Source organism: Vogesella sp. (genome assembly GCF_046297735.1).
In the GTDB taxonomy this organism is placed as follows: domain Bacteria; phylum Pseudomonadota; class Gammaproteobacteria; order Burkholderiales; family Chromobacteriaceae; genus Vogesella; species Vogesella urethralis.
This window is the reverse complement of record NZ_JBKBHK010000002.1, coordinates 100,918-121,773: the sequence shown is the minus strand read 5'-3', so window position 1 is coordinate 121,773 and position 20,856 is coordinate 100,918. Positions and strand designations below refer to the sequence as shown.

The 20,856-nt window shown below is 64.3% G+C and carries 21 protein-coding genes; 14 read left to right on the top strand and 7 right to left on the bottom strand.

Annotated elements, in window-relative coordinates:
* Positions 1–40: 40 nt before the first annotated feature.
* Positions 41–886, bottom strand: a complete 846-nt coding sequence (fghA, locus tag ACK4FZ_RS03160) for an S-formylglutathione hydrolase (RefSeq protein ID WP_409818436.1) — start codon at positions 884–886, stop codon at positions 41–43.
* A gap of 55 nt (positions 887–941) precedes the next feature.
* Positions 942–2,069, bottom strand: coding sequence for an S-(hydroxymethyl)glutathione dehydrogenase/class III alcohol dehydrogenase (locus ACK4FZ_RS03155; protein WP_144370948.1), 1,128 nt, complete (start codon positions 2,067–2,069; stop codon positions 942–944).
* Positions 2,070–2,168: 99 nt separating this feature from the next.
* Between ACK4FZ_RS03155 and ACK4FZ_RS03150 the strand changes: the two genes are divergently transcribed.
* The 8 genes from ACK4FZ_RS03150 (at position 2,169) to ACK4FZ_RS03115 (ending at position 8,005) form a co-directional block, all read left to right on the top strand.
* Positions 2,169–3,059 (top strand): LysR substrate-binding domain-containing protein, encoded by an 891-nt coding sequence (locus ACK4FZ_RS03150; RefSeq protein WP_144370947.1) that lies wholly within the window; start codon positions 2,169–2,171, stop codon positions 3,057–3,059.
* A gap of 216 nt (positions 3,060–3,275) precedes the next feature.
* Positions 3,276–3,917, top strand: coding sequence for a pyridoxamine 5'-phosphate oxidase (gene pdxH / locus ACK4FZ_RS03145; RefSeq protein WP_144370946.1), 642 nt, complete (start codon positions 3,276–3,278; stop codon positions 3,915–3,917).
* A gap of 49 nt (positions 3,918–3,966) precedes the next feature.
* Positions 3,967–4,449: a DUF1456 family protein gene (locus ACK4FZ_RS03140; RefSeq protein ID WP_409818258.1), complete on the top strand. Its 483-nt coding sequence runs from the start codon at positions 3,967–3,969 to the stop codon at positions 4,447–4,449.
* On the top strand, positions 4,449–4,772 hold the full coding sequence (locus ACK4FZ_RS03135) for a hypothetical protein (RefSeq protein WP_409818257.1): 324 nt from the start codon (positions 4,449–4,451) through the stop codon (positions 4,770–4,772). Before ACK4FZ_RS03140 ends, ACK4FZ_RS03135 begins: the two co-directional genes overlap by 1 nt.
* A 100-nt stretch (positions 4,773–4,872) precedes the next feature.
* The gene (locus ACK4FZ_RS03130; protein ID WP_409818256.1) at positions 4,873–5,679 is read left to right on the top strand and encodes a helix-turn-helix transcriptional regulator; all 807 of its coding nucleotides are present in this window, start codon (positions 4,873–4,875) and stop codon (positions 5,677–5,679) included.
* Positions 5,680–5,778: 99 nt separating this feature from the next.
* Entirely contained in the window at positions 5,779–6,318 is a 540-nt protein-coding gene (locus ACK4FZ_RS03125) for a YbhB/YbcL family Raf kinase inhibitor-like protein (protein WP_144370941.1), read from the top strand.
* Positions 6,319–6,539: 221 nt separating this feature from the next.
* Positions 6,540–7,718: an aminotransferase class I/II-fold pyridoxal phosphate-dependent enzyme gene (locus ACK4FZ_RS03120; RefSeq protein ID WP_409818255.1), complete on the top strand. Its 1,179-nt coding sequence runs from the start codon at positions 6,540–6,542 to the stop codon at positions 7,716–7,718.
* A complete protein-coding gene (locus tag ACK4FZ_RS03115; RefSeq protein WP_409818254.1) occupies positions 7,715–8,005 on the top strand; it encodes a GIY-YIG nuclease family protein in 291 nt (96 codons plus the stop codon). The genes ACK4FZ_RS03120 and ACK4FZ_RS03115 overlap by 4 nt, the downstream gene beginning before the upstream one ends.
* On the opposite strand, the gene ACK4FZ_RS03110 is transcribed toward ACK4FZ_RS03115, so the two are convergent.
* A complete protein-coding gene (locus ACK4FZ_RS03110; RefSeq protein WP_409818253.1) occupies positions 7,993–9,942 on the bottom strand; it encodes an EAL domain-containing protein in 1,950 nt (649 codons plus the stop codon). The genes ACK4FZ_RS03115 and ACK4FZ_RS03110 overlap by 13 nt on opposite strands.
* A 187-nt stretch (positions 9,943–10,129) precedes the next feature.
* On the opposite strand from ACK4FZ_RS03110, the gene ACK4FZ_RS03105 reads away from it, so the two are divergent.
* Entirely contained in the window at positions 10,130–11,341 is a 1,212-nt protein-coding gene (locus ACK4FZ_RS03105; protein ID WP_409818252.1) for a D-serine ammonia-lyase, read from the top strand.
* A 1-nt stretch (position 11,342) separates the two neighbouring features.
* Here the strand turns inward: ACK4FZ_RS03105 and ACK4FZ_RS03100 are convergent, their stop codons facing one another.
* From ACK4FZ_RS03100 to ACK4FZ_RS03090, 3 genes are read right to left on the bottom strand one after another with little or no spacing between them, the layout of a single operon-like run.
* A complete protein-coding gene (locus tag ACK4FZ_RS03100; protein ID WP_409818251.1) occupies positions 11,343–12,227 on the bottom strand; it encodes a LysR family transcriptional regulator in 885 nt (294 codons plus the stop codon).
* Between the two features lie 10 nt (positions 12,228–12,237).
* Positions 12,238–13,059: a class I SAM-dependent methyltransferase gene (locus ACK4FZ_RS03095; protein WP_144370935.1), complete on the bottom strand. Its 822-nt coding sequence runs from the start codon at positions 13,057–13,059 to the stop codon at positions 12,238–12,240.
* Between the two features lie 44 nt (positions 13,060–13,103).
* Positions 13,104–13,994 (bottom strand): GGDEF domain-containing protein, encoded by an 891-nt coding sequence (locus tag ACK4FZ_RS03090; RefSeq protein WP_409818250.1) that lies wholly within the window; start codon positions 13,992–13,994, stop codon positions 13,104–13,106.
* Between the two features lie 139 nt (positions 13,995–14,133).
* On the opposite strand from ACK4FZ_RS03090, the gene ACK4FZ_RS03085 reads away from it, so the two are divergent.
* From ACK4FZ_RS03085 to ACK4FZ_RS03070, 4 genes are all read left to right on the top strand, one after another.
* Positions 14,134–14,784 carry an MBL fold metallo-hydrolase gene (locus ACK4FZ_RS03085; protein WP_144370933.1) on the top strand — a complete coding sequence of 217 codons (651 nt, stop codon included), beginning with the start codon at positions 14,134–14,136 and terminating at the stop codon, positions 14,782–14,784.
* Positions 14,784–15,101 (top strand): MGMT family protein, encoded by a 318-nt coding sequence (locus ACK4FZ_RS03080; protein WP_409818249.1) that lies wholly within the window; start codon positions 14,784–14,786, stop codon positions 15,099–15,101. Before ACK4FZ_RS03085 ends, ACK4FZ_RS03080 begins: the two co-directional genes overlap by 1 nt.
* Positions 15,102–15,306: 205 nt before the next feature.
* Complete coding sequence (locus tag ACK4FZ_RS03075; protein ID WP_409818248.1) at positions 15,307–16,089, top strand: outer membrane protein OmpK; 783 nt, start codon at positions 15,307–15,309, stop codon at positions 16,087–16,089.
* A gap of 293 nt (positions 16,090–16,382) precedes the next feature.
* The gene (locus ACK4FZ_RS03070) at positions 16,383–17,153 is read left to right on the top strand and encodes a DeoR/GlpR family DNA-binding transcription regulator (protein ID WP_144370930.1); all 771 of its coding nucleotides are present in this window, start codon (positions 16,383–16,385) and stop codon (positions 17,151–17,153) included.
* A gap of 67 nt (positions 17,154–17,220) precedes the next feature.
* Here the strand turns inward: ACK4FZ_RS03070 and ACK4FZ_RS03065 are convergent, their stop codons facing one another.
* Positions 17,221–18,825: a diguanylate cyclase gene (locus ACK4FZ_RS03065; RefSeq protein WP_409818247.1), complete on the bottom strand. Its 1,605-nt coding sequence runs from the start codon at positions 18,823–18,825 to the stop codon at positions 17,221–17,223.
* A 130-nt stretch (positions 18,826–18,955) separates the two neighbouring features.
* On the opposite strand from ACK4FZ_RS03065, the gene ACK4FZ_RS03060 reads away from it, so the two are divergent.
* A complete protein-coding gene (locus ACK4FZ_RS03060) occupies positions 18,956–20,842 on the top strand; it encodes a ribonuclease catalytic domain-containing protein (RefSeq protein WP_409818246.1) in 1,887 nt (628 codons plus the stop codon).
* Positions 20,843–20,856 lie beyond the last annotated feature (14 nt).

The following is a 20,856-nucleotide window of genomic DNA, read 5'->3' as shown; positions in this document are numbered from 1 at the left end:
GGGCGACGATGGCGTTTGATCGTCGCCAAAGCATGGCGCGCTATTGCGTTGCTGCTTGCAGGTATTCCGCGTGGAAACGCAGCTGCGTCTCGATAAAGCTGGCCACAAAGTAATAGCTGTGGTCGTAGCCCGGGTGACGGTGCAATTGCAGCGGGTAGCCGCTGTTGGCGGCGGCCGCTTCCAGCGCCTGCGGCTGCAGCTGGCTATCGAGAAAGCTGTCAGCCAGCCCCACGTCCACCCGGCACGGCAAGGCCATCGCCGGCGTGGCGGTCGCCATCAGCTCGCTGGCGTCCCATGCCAGCCAGGCGCTGGGGTCGTCGCCCAGGTAGGCGGCAAACGCCTTCTGCCCCCACGGCACGTTCACCGGGTTGGCAATCGGGCTGAACGCCGATACCGATACGTAATCCTGCGGCCGTTTCAGCGCGCACAGCAGCGCGCCGTGGCCGCCCATGCTGTGGCCGGCAATCGCCGCGGGGCCAAAATCAAAGTGGGCTGCCAGCAAAGCCGGCAGCTCCTGGCTGACGTAGTCGTACATGCGGTAGTGCGCCGCCCACGGTGTCTGGGTGGCATTCAGGTAAAAACCGGCGCCCTGCCCCAGGTCGTACGCCGGGTCGTCGGCCACGCCGTCGCCACGCGGGCTGGTATCCGGCGCCACGATGGCGATGCCCAGCTCGGCTGCCACGCGCTGGGCGCCGGCTTTCTGCATGAAGTTTTCGTCGCTGCAGGTCAAGCCGGACAGCCAGTACAGCAGCGGCACGCGTGCACCGGCCAAGGCCGCCGGCGGCAGGTAGACGGCAAAGCGCATGCTGCAGCCGAGCACGGCCGAGGCGTGGGTGTACTGGCGGTGCTCGCCGCCAAAACTGCGATTGCAGCTGATCTGTTGCAGGGTCATGGTGGTTTCCTGACTGCGGCCAACCCCAGGTTGGCCGCAAGGCGATGGGTTACTGGTAGTGCACCACGCTGCGGATGCTCTTGCCTTCGTGCATCAGGTCGAAGGCGGTGTTGATGTCGTCCAGCGCCATGGTGTGGGTGATGAAGTCGTCGAGGCGGAATTCGCCGTTCAGGTAGCGTTCCACGAAGTGCGGCAGCTCGGAGCGGCCACGCACGCCGCCAAAGGCCGAGCCGCGCCACACGCGGCCGGTCACCAGCTGGAACGGGCGGGTGCTGATTTCCTGGCCGGCACCGGCCACGCCGATGATCACCGACTCGCCCCAGCCCTTGTGGCAGCATTCCAGCGCCGAGCGCATCACGTTCACGTTACCGATGCACTCGAATGAGAAGTCCACGCCGCCGTCGGTCATCTCCACGATCACGTCCTGGATCGGCTTGGCAAAGTGCTGCGGATTGATCACGTCGGTCGCGCCCAGCTTCTGCGCCAGCGCGAACTTGCTCTCGTTGATGTCGATGCCGATGATGCGGCTGGCACCGGCCATGCGCGCGCCGATGATGGCCGACAGGCCGATGCCGCCCAGGCCGAAGATGGCCACGGTGTCGCCCGCCTTCACCTTGGCGGTGTTCATCACCGCGCCCATGCCGGTGGTGACGCCGCAGCCCAGCAGGCACACTTCTTCCAGCGGTGCCGTCGGGTTCACCTTGGCCAGCGAGATTTCCGGCAGCACGGTGTATTCGGCAAAGGTGGAGGTGCCCATGTAGTGGTAGATCGGCTGGCCGTCTTTGGAAAAGCGCGTGGTGCCGTCCGGCATCAGGCCCTTGCCCTGGGTAGCGCGGATCTTCTGGCACAGGTTGGTCTTGCCGGATTTGCAGAACTTGCACTCGCCGCATTCCGGCGTGTACAGCGGAATCACATGGTCGCCCACCGCCACGCTGGTGACGCCCTCTCCCACCGATTCCACAATACCGGCGCCTTCGTGGCCCAGAATGCAGGGGAAGATGCCTTCCGGGTCGTCGCCGGACAGCGTAAAGGCGTCGGTGTGGCACACGCCGGTAGCCACCAGCTTGACGCGCACTTCGCCGGCTTGCGGCGGCATCACCTGCACTTCTTCGATGGACAGCGGCTGGCCGGCAGCCCAGGCAACGGCGGCTTTACAGGTAATGGTGGTGGCAGTCATGGTGGTTTCCCGTCAGTAAAAAGGTTGGCCGCATTGTATTGGGCTTTGATTGCGGGATAATCCACGCTATCGGCAAATGATTTTTTACAGGGTGCAATAATGCTGGCATGGGAAGGGGTGTGCGAATTTGCCGCCGTAGCGGAACACGGCAGCTTTACCCGCGCCGCGCAGGTGCTGGGGCTGTCGGTATCGCAGGTGAGCCGCCAACTGACGCGGCTGGAAGCGCGGCTGGGCACCCAGCTGCTGTACCGCAGTACCCGCCACGTCACGCTCACCGACACCGGCCAGCTCTACCTGCAGCACTGCCGCCAGTTGCTGGACTCGCTGGGCGAGGCCGAGCGCGCGGTGTCGCAGCACCTGTCCACGCCGCAAGGCAGCCTGAAAGTGACCGCGCCGCTAGCCTACGGCGAAAGCCACATCGCGCCGCTGCTGCTGCAGTTCGGCCAGCGCTACCCGGCGCTGGACATCAAGCTGCAGCTGAGCAACGAGGTGCTGGACCTGGTACACGACGGCTACGACCTGGCCATCCGCATCGGCCAGCTGCCCGACTCCAGCCTGATCGCGCGCCGGCTGGCCGGCCGCCACCTGCACATTTGCGCCGCACCGGCCTACCTGGCTGCGCACGGCACGCCACACACCCTGGCCACGCTGGAGCAGCACAACTGCCTGCTGGGCAGCCACGAGCACTGGTTCATCGGCGAACACGGCAAGCGCCGCCCGCTGCGGGTACACGGCCGTTTGCGCTGCAATAGCGGCCACGCACTGACCCAGGCGGCGTTGGCCGGCCACGGCATCGTGCAGCTACCCGATTACTACGTGGCCGCGCACCTGGCCAGCGGCGCACTGCAAGCGCTGCTGACCGCCTGGCAGCCGCCGGAAGAAGGCATCTGGGCGCTGTACCCGCACAACCGCCAGCTATCGCCCAAGGTGCGCATGTTGGTGGATTTCCTGGCAAACAGTCTGGGCCAGCCGCCAGCAGCCGGCGTATGATGGCGGCCAACCCCGTGCGGCGCCTGTGCCGCACCAGGCTGCAGCGCCAGGCACCGGCTAGCGCGTACCGGCCCCGGCAAAGCTGGGCCGCACCACCTTAGTCCTTGCGTCCGCAGCCTTGCTGTTTTCAAGACCCACCCGGTTTGCGCTGCCAAGCGGGTGGGTTATCGATCTCGGGCGGCGCCAACGCCGCCCTCATGCCTGTGGAGCCCGACCATGTCGCTGAACCTCGCCGATATCCGCCTCGAATACAGCAAGAAAGAACTGTCGCCCGACGATTGCCTGCCGGACGCGGTAGCCCAGTTTGAAGTGTGGCTGAACGAAGCCATCGCCTCGCAGGTGCACGAACCCACCGCCATGCACATCGCCACCGTAGACGACAGCGGCCGCCCGTCGGCGCGCATCGTGCTGCTCAAAGGCGTGGAAAACGGCCAACTGGTGTTCTACACCAACTACCTTAGCCGCAAGGGCCGCCAGCTGGCGGCCAACCCCTATGTGGCGGTGACCTTCTTCTGGCCGGAGCTGGAGCGCCAGGTACGCATTGAAGGCCGCGTGGCACAAGTGGCGCCCGAGGTATCGGACGCCTACTTCGCCAGCCGCCCGTACACCAGCCGCATCGGCGCTTGGGCCAGCGAACAGAGTACCGAGATCGACAGCAAGACCGTGCTGGTGACCCGTGCCGCCAGCTTTGGCCTGAAACACCCGCTGTCGGTACCGCGCCCGCCGCACTGGGGCGGTTACGCCATCGTGCCGGACCGCATCGAATTCTGGCAGGGCCGCCCCAGCCGCCTGCACGACCGCGTGCTGTACACGCTGGCCGCCGACGCCAGCTGGGCACGCAGCCGCCTGGCGCCCTGAAACCCCCCGTTGGCCGCACGCTGCGGCCAACCTTGATTGTGATACCACCATGCTCAACAACGACATCCTGCGCAGCGTGCGCTTCATCCTCAATATCAGCGACAAACGCATGCTGGCCATCCTGCAGCATGTGGAGCCGTACGCCGACGACGACTTTGCCGCCCTGCTGAAAAAAGACGACGAAGACGGCTTTGACAGCTGCAGCGACGAGCTGCTGTCCGCCTTCCTGGACGGCCTGATCATCGAACGCCGCGGTCGCCGCGACGACGCCCCGCTGCCTCCACCGGCGCTGCGCCTGAACAACAACGACATCCTGAAAAAACTGCGCGTGGCGTTCGAGCTGAAGCAGGAAGACATCGAAGCGCTGATCACCCGTACCGGCTTCCAGGTATCGTCGGCCGAAGTGGGCGCGCTGTTCCGCAAACCCGGCCACAAAAACTACCGCGTCTGCGGCGACCAGTTCCTGCGCTACCTGCTCAAGGGCCTGGCGATGAAGCACCGCCCGGATATGGCGCACAAAACGGGGGCGTGATGCTGCCACTGCGTTGTCTGTTTGCCTTCCACGGCGCTACCGGCAGCCTGCTGGAAATCAAGCGTCTGGACCTGCCAGCGGGCAGCCCGCCCGAGCAGGTGTACTACTGGTTGTGGAAACCGGCGGCCAGCCATAGCTGGCAGCGGCTGGATTTCGCGGCCATGCAGACCGAGCCGGTACAGTACCGCCGCTTTGCCCAGGGCGAGCTGTGGTTCGACGCCAGCCACGCACGCTTGCAACTGGCGGGTGCCGAACACACGCTGCCGGCCGGCGAGCCCGATGGCTGGCAGGCCAGCGTCAGCGCTTGGCTTACCGCCGCCTGACACCCGCCCGCAACGCGCAAGCGTTGGCCGCAGCCGCTCACGCCCCTCGCGGACAGCACCCCACTACGGCATGATGCGGCCAACCTGCCAGGAGCCCGCCATGTCCACCCTGCCGCTGTATATCTTTCGTAGCCTGCAACGCCAGCGCCTGGCGCGCGTACCGGTACTGTCCACGCTGCTGGTGGCCGTCGAACACGGCGAAAAGCAGCTGCTTACCCGCAACGGCAGCTGGCATTGCCCGCCCGGCAGCTGGCTGGTGATTCCCGGCGGTCAGGAGGTGGACATCATCAACCAGCCCGACCGCCACGGTTACCGCGCCTGGACGCTGGTGCAACCGCAACACTGGCTACAACGGCTGCTGGCCCAGTACGGCAGCCAGCTGCCGGCGCCGCCGTGGCAGGAAACTCCCCCCGTGTTCCGCCCGCACGCCGACGCCGTCGCCGCCTTGCAGCAGTTGCAAACGCTGCTGCCGCAGGCCGAGGCCGGCACGCTGGGTGAAGCGCGTGCCGAGCACGCCTGGCAGGGCCTGATGCTGGCGCTGGCCGCCGCCGGTCAGGGTGCCGGCCTGTTCCGCCAGCCGCGGCAGGACGTGCGTGCACAAATCCAGAGCCTGCTGGCCTTCGACCCGGCCCGCGACTGGCAGGCGGCCGATATCGCCCGCCATCTGGCGATGAGCCCGGCCACGCTGCGGCGCAGGTTGGCCGCCGAGCACACCTCGTTTTCCACCCTGCTGGGCGAGGTGCGCATGGAGCGGGCGCTGGGTCTGGTCAACAGCGGCAACCAGCCGCTGAGCGACGTGGCTGCCGCCTGCGGCTACCTGTCGCCGTCGCGCTTTACCGCCGCCTTCCGCCAGCGCTTCGGCGTTACCCCCAGCCAGCTGCGCCAGCAACGCGACCACGCCGCCTGACACGTGAGCGTTACGGCACAGTGGCTGCCGCTTCACGGCGCGCCACCGCCAGCGGGATACGCGATGATGTCTTCATCATCCACCGCAACGGAGCGCACCATGTCCCGTCTTGTTCTGGCCAGCCTGCTGGCCGCCCTGGCCGTTCCGGCCACTGCCTTCGAACTGAGCAGCCCCGACCTGAAAGACGGCCAGCCGCTGGCCAAGGCGCAGGAGTTCAACAGCTTCGGCTGCCATGGCGGCAATGTATCGCCGGCCCTGAGCTGGACAAACGCCCCGGCCGGCACCAAGAGCTTTGCCGTCACCGTGTACGACCCGGACGCGCCCACCGGCAGCGGCTGGTGGCACTGGGTGCTGTTCGACCTGCCAGCCAGCAGCCAGGGTCTGCCCAGCGGCGCCGGTAACGCCAAAGGCAAACGCCCGGCCGGTAGCATCCAGAGCCTGACCGATTTCGGCGGCCCCGGCTTCGGCGGCGCCTGCCCGCCACAAGGCGACCAACCGCACCGCTACATCTTCACCGTTCACGCGCTGAAAGTGGACAAGCTGGGGCTGGACAGCAAGGCCATGCCGGCGCTGGTGGGCTATATGCTCAACGCCAACAGTCTGGGCAAAGCCAGCCTGACGGCCACCTACCAGCGCTAAGCGCCCGGCAGCGGGCTAGCGGCGGCTGACACCGTAGCAAGCAGGGTTTTATCGGCCTCGGCAACGCCGGGCCGCACCCTATCCGCCGCGACCCGCTTGCAAGACCCGGCTTGTTTGCGTTGCGAACAGGCCGGGTCATCCCGCGCCAGCCCGTCGGGCCAGGCTTGACAGTGGCCCTGCCGGCCACGCAGCATGCCGCCATGTTTGCGCCCGGAGCTGCCATGACCCGCCCCACCCTGCACCCCGATACGCTGGCCGTCCGCGCTGGCGAAGACCCGTTCCGCCCGCACGACGCACTGGCCGTACCGGTGGAGTTTGCCATCGCCCACGGTTACCCCGACGTGGCCAGCTGGGAGCAAGTGGCACGCGGCGACGCGCCCGGCCCGCTGTACAGCCGTAACACCGCACAACCGGCCACACTGGCGCTGGAAGCGAGGTTGGCCGCACTGGAAGGCGCCGAGGCAGCCGTGGCGTTCAGCAGCGGCATGGCCGCCATCAGCAGCACGCTGCTGGCGCTGTTGCGCCCCGGCGCCCGCGTGGTGGCCGGCAAGGACACCTACGGCGGCAGCCATTACCTGTTCCAGCACACGCTGCCGCATTGGGGTGTGCAGGTCACGCTGTGCGACACCACCGACGCCGACGCCTTTGCCGCCGCCATGGCGCAGGGCTGCGACCTGTTGTACCTGGAATCGCCGACCAACCCGATGCTGAAAGTGCAGGACATCCGCCGCCTGGCCGCCGCCGGCCATGCTGCCGGGGCCGTGGTGGTGATCGACAACACCTTCGCCACCCCGGTGAACCAGCAGCCGCTGACGCTAGGCGCCGACCTAGTACTGCACAGCGCCACCAAATTTCTGGGCGGCCACGCCGACGCCATGGGCGGTATCGCCTGCGGCAGCCGCACGCTGACCGACAAGCTGCGCCACTACCGCGAGATCCACGGCGCCTGCCTCGACCCGATGAGTGCCTTCCTGATCCTGCGCGGCATCAAGACGCTTGCGCTGCGCATGCGCCAGCACAACGCCAACGCGCTGGCGCTGGCGCAATGGCTGCAAAGCCACCCGGCCGTGGCACAGGTGAACTACCCCGGCCTGCCCGGCCACCCGCAGCACGCGCTGGCCGCCAGCCAGATGCAGGGTTTTGGCGGCGTGCTGAGCTTCGAGCTGGCCGGCGGCTTTGCCGCGGTGCAGGCCATGCTGCCGCGCTGCCAGTTACTGATTTGCGCCGCCACGCTGGGCTCGGTAGATACGCTGCTGGGGATTCCCAGCACCACCAGCCACGTGGAATGCAGCGAGGCAGAACGGGTGGCGCTGGGCATTCCGGGCGGGCTGGTACGCTGTTCGGTGGGCATTGAAGACGTGCGCGATATCATTGCCGACCTGGCACAGGCGCTGGCGTGACTGACGCGGCGCTTGCGGCCAACCCTGGCCGCCCGTGGTTTTTGTACGTGCTGCACTGCCGAGGCGGCAGCCTGTACACCGGCATTACCACCGATGTAGAAAAACGCTACGCGGCGCACGCCGCCGGCAAGGGTGCACGCTATACGCGTAGCTTTCCGCCGCTGGGCATTGCACTGGTCGTACAGTTTGACAACAAAGGGGAAGCGCTAGCGGCAGAACATGCGGTGAAGGCAATGACCGCCGCACAGAAGCACGCGTGGCTGGTGGCACAGCGTCAGGCCGGCTGATCCTCGTTGGGCATGGCAGCCGGCAGCTGCAGGAAGCTGGCCAGATCCAGCGCCGGGGCATACAGGTAGCCTTGGGCCATGTCGACACCCAGCAACGCAACACGCTGTGCCATGGCTGGCGATTCTATGCCTTCGGCGACGACCAGTGCGCCGCTGCGATGGGCGGCCTCCACAGCCAGCGCCACCACATTACTGGCGCGCGGGTTATCCAGGTCGGCCACCAGCGACTGTTCCAGCTTTACTTCGGAAAAAGCAAACCGTGTCAGCAACATCAACGTGGAATAACCCACACCGAAGTCGTCCAGCGACAGGCTGAAGCCTTCCTGCTGTAACTGCAACATGGTGTGTTCCACCTGTGGTCGCTGCAGGGTGTCAGACCATTCCACCACCTCCAGCCGCAAGGCACTGGCCGGCAGGCCGTGGCGTGCCATCAGCTGACACAAGCCGCTGACAAAATCGGTGCGACACAGTGACTCGGTAGAGACGTTCACCGACACGCACAGGCCGGGAAAACGGTTGCGGATGCCTGCCAGCATGCCAACCACTGTCTGTAGCGACAGCCATTCGAACTCGGCCAGCCGCCCGCGCTCGCGAAACAGAGAAATGGCCCGCATGGCACCAATAGCCAAGCCATTGTCATTGCGCATGCGCAGCAGGGCTTCGGCGCCCACCAGTGCACCATCGGACAGGTTAACCTTGGGCTGCAGATACATCGGCATGGTGTATGGCAAGCGCTGCCAGCGATCGAGTGCGGTGTCGATGTGTGCGTCGATGGCACTGTCATCGCGCAGTAAATCATTGAAGTAGGCAATACCCGCATCGCGGGCACTCAAGGCCAGCGTAATGTTGCGATAGGCCAGTGCCTGTACGGTAGCCCCTTCTTCCAGCTGTACCACGGCGCAACAGAACTGCGGTGCAAAGCGTGGCCAGTCGGCCACAATGCGGCCAACGATGCCATCCAGAAAGGCATCGATCTCGCCGGAACACTCCAGGGCAGACAGCCGGGCATCATGCAACACGATCGCCAGTGAAAAATCACCGTACTGGAACACCTGTGGCCGGTAGACCTGCAGTGGCAGCCACAACCGGTGCGCCTGTCGGGTGTCATCCATGCCAACCCACAAGCGGCTGCCGTACTGTGGGCCGTAGCGCAACAAGAACTCGCGCAGATTGCGCAATTCCAGTACCAACAGGCAGCCAGCAGGGGACGGCAAAGTCGCCAGGTACTCGTCCAGCGCCAGCCGGTTGGGCAGACCACTGAGCGCGTCACTCCGCGTCAAGCGGTGTTCACGACGGCGCTGCTCGTCAACCTGGGCGTCCATGTAGATCATGCGCAAAGTCAGGTACAAAATGCAGAACGACAACGGCAACACCAGCAAGCGCAGCACGACAAACTGCTCGATCAGTGTGGCTGGCAAGTCGATGACGGTCAGGCCCAGTGCCAAACCGGCGTAGGTGGCGACAATGCGCACCAGCCACACCAGCAATACCATGCGGATATGGAACGCCTTGCGCAAGCGCGGCCACACGTAGCCGTGCAACAGGCAGCCGCACAGTACCGGTACTGCTGTATCGAGCATGCTCGCCAACAGTCGCTCCGTGCCGGCAAATTGCAGCCGCGCCAGGGTATGCAGCAGATAGCAAGTCAGCCCCCCGGGCCAGCCACCCAGCAAACCGCTGAGCAGCAACAGGTCAGTGCTGAGATTCAGCTTCACCGGCCCCTTCATCGATTCCGACACGAACCAGGCAATCAGGTACAGGGCCAGGCCCAGGGTCAGGCCAAGATGAAACTGGCGATAACGGACGGGCAAACCATGCTGGCGCGTCAGCACCAGCATGGCGCCCACCATGCCGATGGTCGCTGCCGCCTGCAACGCGAACAGGGGCAAGCTGGGCAACGACGACAGCAACTGCGCATTCAGGTCGGAAAGGGTCATGGCGATGCCACGGGGTAAGGGTGATAGCTGTCAGCATAGCCAGCCAAGGGGTAGTGCTATAAAAGCTGGCACGACAATCGACCTAGCCCATGTTTAGAATAACTAAACAGTAGCAGCAGTAATGCTGGCTTGTTGCCCCCATGCTGACCCAGCACACTGGCTTTCATCCGCCTCTCTGGAGACTGCCATGTCTTGCCCCACCTTGCCGCCAGAACTCGCTAATGCAGTACCGTTCCTGTGGCACAACCCGACGCGTCAAACTGCTGCCACCGCCTTGCGCGCCCTGCCCTACGGTTACACCGATATCGCCACTGCCATTACCCGCTGGCAGCGCTTTGCCACGCTGCTGGCACGTTGCTTTCCAGACAGCGTGGCAGCCGACGGCCGCATTGACTCGCCGCTGTTGCGTCAGCATGGCAAGGTACTGGTCAAGGCCGACCACGCGCTGCCGGTTACCGCTTGCATCAAGGCACGCGGCGGCGTCTACGAGGTGCTATGCCAGGCAGAGACGCTGGCACACGCCGCCGGCTTGTTACCTGCGGGCTGCAGCTATGCCATGCTGGCGGATGACGCGGCCCGCGCACTGTTTGCCCGCCACACCATTCTGGTGGGCAGCACCGGCAACCTGGGTTACAGCGTAGGCGTGATGGCGCGGGCGCTGGGGCTACAAGTGGAAGTCCACATGTCCAGCGACGCCAAGGCCTGGAAGAAAGACCGCCTGCGGGCACTGGGTGCCCGTGTAGTGGAGCACGCCGGCGACTACGCCACCGCCGTGGCCAGCGCCCGTACGTTGGCCGCCGCCGACCCGGCCAGTTATTTCATCGACGACGAGAGTTCGCTGCTGCTGTTTTTCGGCTACGCGGCAGCCGCCCACGACCTGAAAGCCCAGCTGGACGCCAGCGGCCTGCAACCCACCCAGGCAAAACCGCTACGGGTGTTCATGCCCTGCGGCGTCGGCGGGGCACCTGGCGGGGTGGCGTTCGGGCTGAAGTGCCTGTACGGCGACGCGGTGCAAATCGTGTTCGTGGAGCCGGTGGCATCGCCGTGCTTCCTGCTGCGGCTGGCTAGCGGCGACGACGCGCTATCGGTCTACGATATCGGCCTCAATAACCGTACGCTGGCCGACGGTTTGGCCGTGCCACGCGCGTCTGCCACCGTAGCCGGCATCGTGCAACACCTGGTAGATGCCGTAGTCACCGTCAGCGACGACAGCTTGCTGACCGAAGTACGCCATCAATGGCAACAATATGGCCTGAGGCTGGAGCCGTCGGCAGCCGCCGGCTTTGTGGCCCACCGCTTGGCCGCCAGCCAATGGGCGCAGGACGTGATACCGGTGGTGTGGACGACCGGCGGCAACGGGCTGCCGGACGAGGTATTCCTGCCGTTGCTGGCAGACTGAATCAAAAACCGGCCGCGTCGGCGGCCAACTCCTCGCCCAGCCAGCTGGCCAGCGTGGCCGCAGCCGGATTGCCCGCGCCGCCATACAGCGCATAAAAGCCCAGCAATAGTGGCGGGTAGTCATCCACCCGGCACAGACTGCCTGCCTGCAAGGCTGTTGCCACCAATCGCCAGCGCCCCAGCGCCACGCCCGCGCCAGCCTCCGCGCTACGATATGCCAACTGCGCCTGGTTGAAGTGCCGCTCGTCACGGCTGCAGCAGGCGGGACGGCCGTGAACTGCCAGCCAGCGCGCCCATTCGCTACCGGGGCTGGCCGGTACGCCCCACGGACTATCATCGTGCAGCAAGGGCAAGGCCAGCCCTGCCTGTAGTGCGGCCGGTGCCAGTACCGGAAAGCCATACTCCGGCCAGTGCGGTACGTCGTCCTGCGGCGGCTGAGGCAAGTAGCACAACAGTAAACGCGCCGGGTCGGACGACGGTGGTGGCGCGACAGTCTCTGCTTGCAGATCGACACGGATATCCGGATTCAGGCGGGCAAAGCGACCCAGCCGCGGCAACAACCAGCCCAGCGCCAGTGAAGGCGGTGCCACCAGCTGAACGCTGGCGGCCTGATTATGCAAAGCAGTCAAGCCATCACCCAGTGCACTAAAGCCCTGCTGGGTAACGGCGTACAGCTGCAGCCCCGCCTGGGTCAGCACGAAACCGCGCGGGCCGCGCTGCATCAGCACCAGGCCCAGCCTTGCCTCCAACCGCTGCATGCGCTGGCTGACGGCGCCCGGCGTGATGGCCAGTACCGTCGCCGCACGGCGAAAGCCGCCGGCTTCGGCCACAGCGTGAAAGAACCACAGGTCGGCCAGCAGGCTGGCGTCGAGGCGGCGCGGCAACATGGTGGCGGGCTCAGTAGGCGAAGCGTTCGCGCAGTGCTTCCAGGTTCAGCTCGCGCAGGATCGCTTCCTGACGTTCGCGGGCACTCTTCTTGCCGCCGCCTACCTTCTTGGCAATGATCAGCTCGTTTTTCATCGAGTGTTCCCAGCCTACCAGCTCGGTAACGGTCACCTGATAGCCGCGCGCCTCCAGCTGCAGACAGCGCAATACATTGGTGAGCTGGCTGCCGAACTCGCGGGTATGGATGGGGTGGCGCCACAGCTCGGACAGCGGCGTCTTGCCGAAAGTCTCGTTCTTTTTCTGGCGCAGGACGGCGGCCACTTCGGCCTGGCAGCACGGTACCAGCACGATGTAACGGGCGTCCTTGGCTAGCGCAAAGCGAATGGCGTCGTCGGTGGCGGTATTGCACGCGTGCAGCGCGGTGATGATGTCGACCTGGGCCGGCAAGGCATCGGAGGTGATGGACTGCTCGACGGTCAGGTTCAGGAACTGCATGCCGGCAAAACCCAGCCGGTTAGCCAGCTCGACCGACTTGTCCACCAGGTCCTGCCGCGTTTCCACACCGTAAACGGTGGCGTCGGCTTTGTCCTTCAGGAACAGGTCGTACAGGATGAAACCGAGGTAAGACTTGCCGGCGCCGTGGTCGGCCAGGCTCAGGCTGCCTTTCTGCGCCAGCACGTCCGCCATCAGCGGCTCGATGAACTGGTACAGGTGGTACACCTGCTTCAGTTTGCGGCGGGTATCCTGGTTGATCTTGCCGTCGCGGGTAAGGATGTGCAGCTCTTTCAGCAGTTCGATCGACTGCTGCGGTTTGATTTCGGGGATCAGGCTCATGACGGCTTCCGCAAATAGGGGTTGCCGCTATTGTAGCAGTGCCGTCAATCCGCCCACTCGCTGCGATTGCGGCCCAATGCCTTGGCGCGGTACAAGGCGCGGTCGGTACGTTGCTGCAGCTGCTCCAGCGTTTCGCCACTGCGCAGGCACCCCATGCCGACACTGGTAGTCAGCCGCACCCCGGGCTTGATGCACATTGCCGCTACCGCCAAGCGTATTTGCTCGGCCAGGTCATGCAGCCTGCCCGCCGTCATCGCCGGCAGCAGCACAGCAAACTCCTCGCCACCCAAACGTGCCGGATACCCCCCTGGCGGACAATGCAGGCTGAGAATACGACCAAGCTCCTGCAATACTTCATCGCCCACGCTATGGCCGAAAGTGTCGTTTACCTGTTTGAAGTGATCAAGATCGAGTAGCAGCAAAGCCAGACCATGGCGCTGCATGTCTGCCCCCAGCCGATTGAAATGGCGGCGATTGAACAGCCCGGTCAGCTCGTCGGTATTGGCCAGGCTTTGCAGCTGCTGGTGCACACGGCGAGCGTGGCGCATCAGGCTGAACACACCGCCCGCTACCAGCACCATGCCGAATACCCGCATCAGGTCTTCGCCAAAAGCCGACAGCCAGCGCGGCTGTTCCACTACTTCATCCATGATGTCGGCCACCGCGCTGACCAGCCACAGGCTGAGGCCACAAGTCAGCCAGTTATAGGCGGCGTCGGGTAAGGGTTCGCGCTGGGCACCCCAGAACATCAACACGATGATGGCGAGTACCGTCAGCTCAGCCAGGCCCCCGACGCTGAACAGCCAGCTCTGCGGCAACCACGGCAACCACAGCAGATGAAACAGGATTTCAGCCAACAGCAGAATACCCAAGACCAGCATGAAACGGCGCCGGTGCTGCAGTAAATACGGCTTTTTCTCGGAAAAATCGGGCATGATGAATACAGTAATGCGGTGATTGCTGTCGGTAGCATCCCCGTTTCCCTCGCTGGCGGCAAGCAACAAAAGCACTTTTGCCGACCGCTGCGCGCTGTCAAAATTTCATACACCTTAAATCCACCAGGATTCTATAACCATGGCTTTACAACTAAAGGTCATTCCAGTCACACCCTTCCAGCAGAACTGTTCGGTGATCTGGTGCGATGCAACGCGTCAGGCGGCGGTGATCGATGCCGGTGGCGACATCGCCCGCATCCGCGCATTCATCGATGCCCAAGGGCTGACGGTAGAAAAGCTGCTGCTCACCCACGGTCATATCGATCACGCTGGCGCCGCACGCGAGCTGGCAGATGCGCTGGGCGTGGCCATTGAAGGGCCGCATCCGGCCGAAAGCTTCTGGCTTGACCAGCTGCCCAGCCAGGGCACCATGTTCGGCTTTCCGCGGGCCGAGCCGTTGACGCCGGAACGCTGGCTGCACGAGGGCGACAGTGTCACCGTCGGCCAGCAACAACTGGAAGTCCTGCACTGCCCGGGCCATACCCCTGGCCATGTGGTGTTCGTTAGCCGTGCGGCCAACGTCTGTATCGTCGGCGACGTACTGTTCCAGGGCAGTATCGGCCGCACCGACTTCCCGATGGGCAACCACGAGCAACTGATCGACGCCATCCGCAGCAAGCTGTTCGCGCTGCCGGATGACATGACCGTGGTGCCCGGCCACGGCCCGTTCACTACCATTGGCGACGAGCGCCGCAGCAACCCGTTCGTGGCCGACCGCCGCTACGGCTGATGGACGCCGCCTTCACAAACGCCGTGCTGGCGCAACTGCTGGCCATCCCGCCGGGGCGGGTCAGCAGCTACGGCGTACTGGCGGCGCTAGCCGGCTACCCGCGCCACGCCCGCCACGTGGGCAAGCTGCTGGCCAGCGCGCCCGACGGCGCCGGCTGGCCGTGGTTTCGCGTGGTTAGCAGCAGTGGCCACATTGCCCGCCCCGGCACGCCGCAAGCGGATTACCAGCGCCTGCTGCTGGAAGAAGACGGCGTCGAGGTTGGCCGCAACGGCCGTATCGATTTGCGCCGTTACGGCTGGCCGGTGGCCGGCGAGTAAGACTCATGCAAAAATCATGAGCCATCGTCATGTTATGACGGCGATCGTGCAGGAATCACACAGCATTTGTCCTAAACGGGTGTTTGACTGCGCATCGCGCCCGCTTTCTGCTATGCTCCGCGTCCCCGTTTTGCCGCCAACCGGCTACCCGCCGGCATCAGCAGCAAAACGGTTTGCTTTTTTAACGACTTAGCAGCAGAACAACATGACAACTCGCACTACTCTGATCGCCCTGGCACTGGCTTCCTGTGCCGGCTTCGCACACGCCGATTACACCTTCAGCAACGTCAGCGCCAACTGGCTGGACTGGTCGTCCAACACCCAGGACCGCACCAACAAGGGCCCGTTCGGCGGCAAGGCCGACTTCGCCTACCTGGAAGCCGAAGGCGGCATGGGCGGCAACTGGGGCGATGTGTACGGTTTCGTCGATATCGAGAACCCGGATCAGAACACCCGCGAGCAAGGTGGCCAGAACCGTCGCTACGCTTCCAAAGTGGTCGCCCGCGTGAATGTGGCCCAAATCGGCAACCTGCCGGTACAGGCTTACGCCCACGTATACGACTTCCGTGAAGGCAAGTTCTACGACCAGAACCGCGTACTGGGTCTGGGCACCAGCTTCTCCGCCGGCAACCTGTGGGTGAAGCCGTTCCTGGGCGCGCACCAGGAATTCAAACAGGGTGTTGGCGCACACCGCAACGGCATGATGGCCGGCTGGGTACTGGGCTTCCCGTTCAAGGCCGCCGGTCAGGACCTGATGGTGACCCAGTGGCACGAAATCGAATTCGACCGTGAAGACCGCTACCTGGCCATGGCCAAGGACGGCAAGGTAGTGAATGCCCGCAAACTGGCCAATAACGGCGCCGTGTCGCTGTGGTGGAACGCTACCAAGAGCGTGACCGGTGGCCTGACCTACCGCTACGCCGACCAGAAGCTGGGCTCCGCCACTTACCAGCGCGCGCTGATCACCACCATCAAGTACAACTTCTGATTGTCTGCGGCCTGCGGCGACTGCGGCAGGCTGGCGGTGGGCCGCATGGCCACCGGCCGGCCGCAGCTGTAGCGCGCAGGGAAGGCAGCATCGACTCTGCAACCTGTCCGGCCACGCTGGGCAGGTTTTTTTACGCCCGCAGCTTGGCTTGCCTTGTCAATGCCGCTGCAACAAGCACGCGACGTACTGGCGCTTTTTCACCGCAAGTATTCGTTTATGACAAGGCAAAGTTGCCGTATGCAGCAAAAATATGTTAAAGACTCGAGGTAATTTTCGATTCCGAACTTAGCCCCATGAGCCGATCACCTAGACACGACAAAATCCTGCAGTTGGTGCGCGAGAATGGCTTTATGCCCATCGAGGAGCTGGCGCGCATTCTGGACGTGACGCCACAGACCATCCGCCGCGACATCAACCAGCTGTGCGAGGCCAACCTGCTACGCCGTTATCACGGTGGCGCGGCGCTGGGTAACAGCGTGGAGAACGAGGATTACTTCTCGCGCAAGGGCAAGCTGCAAAGCGAGAAAGCGCACATTGCCGACATGATCGCGGAAAACATTCCCGACCATGCCTCGCTGTTCATGAGCATCGGCACCACCATCGAAGCGGTGGCGCAGGCGCTGACCGCCAGCCACAAGGGCTTGCGCGTCATCACCAACAACATCCACGTGGCGTCGATCATGTCGGCCAACCCCGACTTCACGGTGATGATCACCTCGGGCGTGGTACGCGCCTCCGACGGCGGCATTACCGGCGTGGCCACGCTGGACTTCATCAACCAGTTCAAGGTGGACTACGCCATCATCGGTGTGTCGGGCATAGAGACTGACGGTTCGCTGCTGGACTTCGACTACCGCGAAGTGCGCGTGGCGCAGGCGATGATGAACAACGCCCGCCATCGTTTCCTGGCCGCCGACCACAGCAAGTTCGGCCGCAATGCGCTGGTGCGCATGGGCCATATCAGCGAGTTCAACGCCATCTTTACCGACGCCATGCCGCCGGAAAGCCTGAAGAAGCTGCTGGACGACCACAACGTACGCATGTACCTGGCCGACCCGGTATAAGGTTGGCCGCTGTAGCAAGCAACAAGGGCGCCGCAGGCGCCCTTGTTGCTTGCTACTGGCCGACACACTAAGGCATGCGGGGCAAGGCGGCAGGCAAACGGTCCTGCTGCTCGGCACTCCACGCCACAACCAGATTACGGCCCAGCTCCTTGGCGCGGTACAGCATGGCGTCAGCGCGTTGCACCAGCGCCACCACATCCGGCACACCGTCCACACCGCAGACGCCAGCGCTGAAAGTCTGGCGAAAACGACCTCGAGGCGATTGCTGATCAAGGCGCTCGAAATCAGCACGAATTTCCTCCATCAGCCGGTAAGCCTGGTCCACCGTCATGCCCGGCAACACCAGCGCAAACTCCTCGCCGCCGTAGCGGCCGATCAGGTCGCTGCGACGCAGGCGCTCGCGCAGGAAGCGCGCCAGGTTAACCAGCACCTCGTCGCCCGCCTGGTGGCCGTAGTTGTCGTTGATGCGCTTGAAGTGGTCCAGGTCCAGCATCACCATCGCCAGCGGCAGCCGTTCGCGCTGGGCACGGGCAAACTCGTACTCCAGCCGCGCAAACAGGTGGGTGTGGTTCAGCAGGCCGGTAAGACTGTCGGTGCTGATGTAGGACCGCAGCTTGCGGTAGCGGCGGGCGCGGGTGGTAACGGTGACGACCAGCTCGTCGCTGGACACCGGCTTGGTGAGGTAACCATCCACCCCCAGCGCCAGCGTGTCCAGCTGGATGTCCTGCCGTTTTTCCATCGACAGGAAAATGATGGGTATACCGTCCATCAGGCCTTGCTGGCGGATGATGCGCGCCAGATCCTTGCCGTCGCACTCCGGCATGTACATGTCCATCAGGATGAGGTCGGGGCGAAAACGCTCGATTGCTTCCAGCGCCTGGCTGGGACGTGTCACTTGCTCGGTGAGGATGCCGTGCTGCCCTAGCACTGCCGAATACAGCCCGGCCAGCGAACCCATGTCCTCGATCAGCAACACACGCAGCGGGTTACGGCGGTCTTGTGGCTGTGGCACCGCCAGCGCGTCCAGCAACTCGCGTATGCTCAGCGGCCAGTTCAGATAACCCTGCCCGCCATGACGCACTGCCTTCAGCCTGGCTTCGAAATCACGACGTGGACTGGCGTACAGCAGGGGGCAAGGCAACGGGTTGCCGGCAGGGAACAGCACCTCGTCACCAACAAAGTCGCTGTACACGATCAAGGCTCCCGGCGTGTGCTGACGCAAAGCCTGCTGCAGTTGCAAGGCGTCACGGAACACGTCAAGCCGGTAACCAAAGCAGGCCAGCTGCTCGATCAGATAGTCATCCATCTCGCGCTCGCCAGCCCACAAGAACAAGCGATGACTCTGCCTGGGCGACAAGGCCGTGGCCTGGCTTTTGGGCGGAGCCGGCATGCTGGCCAACTGTGTCACCAGCGACAGTTGCTGGCGCAAACCCAGCACGTCATCGGGCGCCCGACGGCGCTTGACCCAAGCACGCAACTGCGTAGCCAGCTCTTCGTTGGCACGCAACAGCTCATCAGCGGCGGCCTGCTCGGCCACGCCCTGCAAACACTGACTGAGGGCAGTAAAACGACGGGCCAGTTCCGGGTCCCAGCGATCCAGCAGCTGGCGGCCAACGTGGTCCATTTCCTGGGACAAGCCCAGCAGGGTTTGCGGAAGCGTCTGAGCAGACATGGTTATGTTAAATGAACATTTATACAAACGCTCGCAGTATACCGGCAGTAAAGCGGTATGACGCAGGCTGCTGTTATAATCTTCCGTTTCATTGATAGCTCGGGGCAGCCCCGGTCCCGCCAGAGGCAGTATGAACGTCTTTTACGAAGAAAGCGGCAGCTTCAAGGTAGGCAGCGTGGTGTCCCGCGCTGACGCCAGCCTGCAAATCGACACCCAGCACGGCAAACGCACCAAATTGAAGGCGGCTAACGTGTTCCTGGAGTTCAGCAGCGCCTTGCAGGACTTTCTGCCAGCGGCTGAAGCCATTGCCGCAGACATCGACGTCGACTTCCTGTGGGAATGTTGCGGCGACGACGAATTCGGTTTCGACACCTTGGCCGCCGACTACTTTGGCCACGCCCCCAATGCGCTGGAAAACGCGGCCATCCTGCTGCGCCTGTACGCCGCGCCGATGTACTTCTACAAGAAGGCCAAGGGCCGCTTCAAGGCTGCACCGGAAGACACGCTGAAAGCCGCGCTGGCCGGTATCGAGCGCAAAAAGCGCGAACAGGAACAGATCGACGCCTGGGCCGCCGAGCTGGCCGCCGGTACGCTACCGGACGCCATCCGCAGCCACCTGATGGCCATCCTGTACCGCCCGGACAAGAACACGCTGGAATACAAGGCCTTCGACCAGGCCAGCCGCGCCACCAGCCTGCCGCCGCTGCGCCTGGCCGACAAAGTGGGTGGCATTCCGTCGGTACCGGCCTACCTGATGGCCGGCTTCCAGATGGAGCACTTCCCCAAAGGGCTGGGGTTTGGCAACTATGCCCCCGCCACCCTGCCGGAGGCGCTGCCGCTGGCCGAGGTACAGGCGTTCTCCATTGACGACGCCGCCACCACCGAAATCGACGATGCGCTGTCGGTACAGTGGCTGGACAACGGCAATATCCGCGTCGGCATCCACATTGCCGCGCCCACGCTGGGCATTGCGCCGGGTAGCGATCTGGAAAAGATCGTGCACCAGCGCCTGTCTACCGTGTACTTCCCCGGCGACAAGATCACCATGCTGCCCGACGACGTGGTGGCACAGTTCACGCTGCAGGAAGGCCAGGCTTGCCCTGCACTGAGCCTGTACGTGGAAGTGAGCCCGGCCTTCGAGCTGGTGGATTTCGAAAACCGCGTCGAGCGCGTGCACATTGCGGCCAACCTGCGCCACGATCAGCTGGAGCAGGTGTTCAACGAAGACACGTTGGCCGCACCCGGCTTCGGCCCCGACTACGCGTTCAAGCGCGAGCTGGTCTGGCTGTGGCAGTTTGCCAACGCCCGCGAAGCCTTCCGCGGCAAGACGCCGGACCCGAACCGCCCGCCGCAGGTGGACTACAACTTTGCCGTAGAAGACGGCAAGGTGCGCATCACCATCCGCAAGCGCGGTTCGCCGATGGACAAGCTGGTTTCCGAGCTGATGATCCTGGCCAACAGCGAGTGGGGCCGCATGCTGGCCGAAGCCGACATCCCGGCCATGTACCGTGCGCAAAGCATGGGCAAGGTACGCATGACCACCCGCCCCGAGCCGCATATCGGCCTGGGCGTAGCACAGTACGCGTGGAGCACCTCGCCGCTGCGCCGTGCGTCCGACTTTGTGAACCAGCGCCAGCTGGTAGCGATGATCCGCGGCGAAGACCCGCAGTACGCGCAAGGCGATGCCATGCTGTTTGCGCTGCTGCGCGACTTCGACGCCGCCTACAGCGCCTACCTGGGCTTCCAGGACAAGATGGAGCACTTCTGGTGCCTGCGCTGGTTCAGCCAGGAAGGCGTCACCGAGCCGACCGCCACCTTCATCAAGGAAGACCTGGTACGCATCGACGGCGTGCCGCTGCGCCTGCGCATTGCCGGCCTGCCGGAGCTGGAAAACGGCGACCGCATCCAGCTGCAGATCATCCGCATCGACGAGCTGATTCTGGAGCTGGAATGCCGCTTTGTGGCGGTGATTTCGCGCAAGACACCGCCGGCGGACAACGCCGAGCAGCCAGCTTGAGAATGCACAAGGCC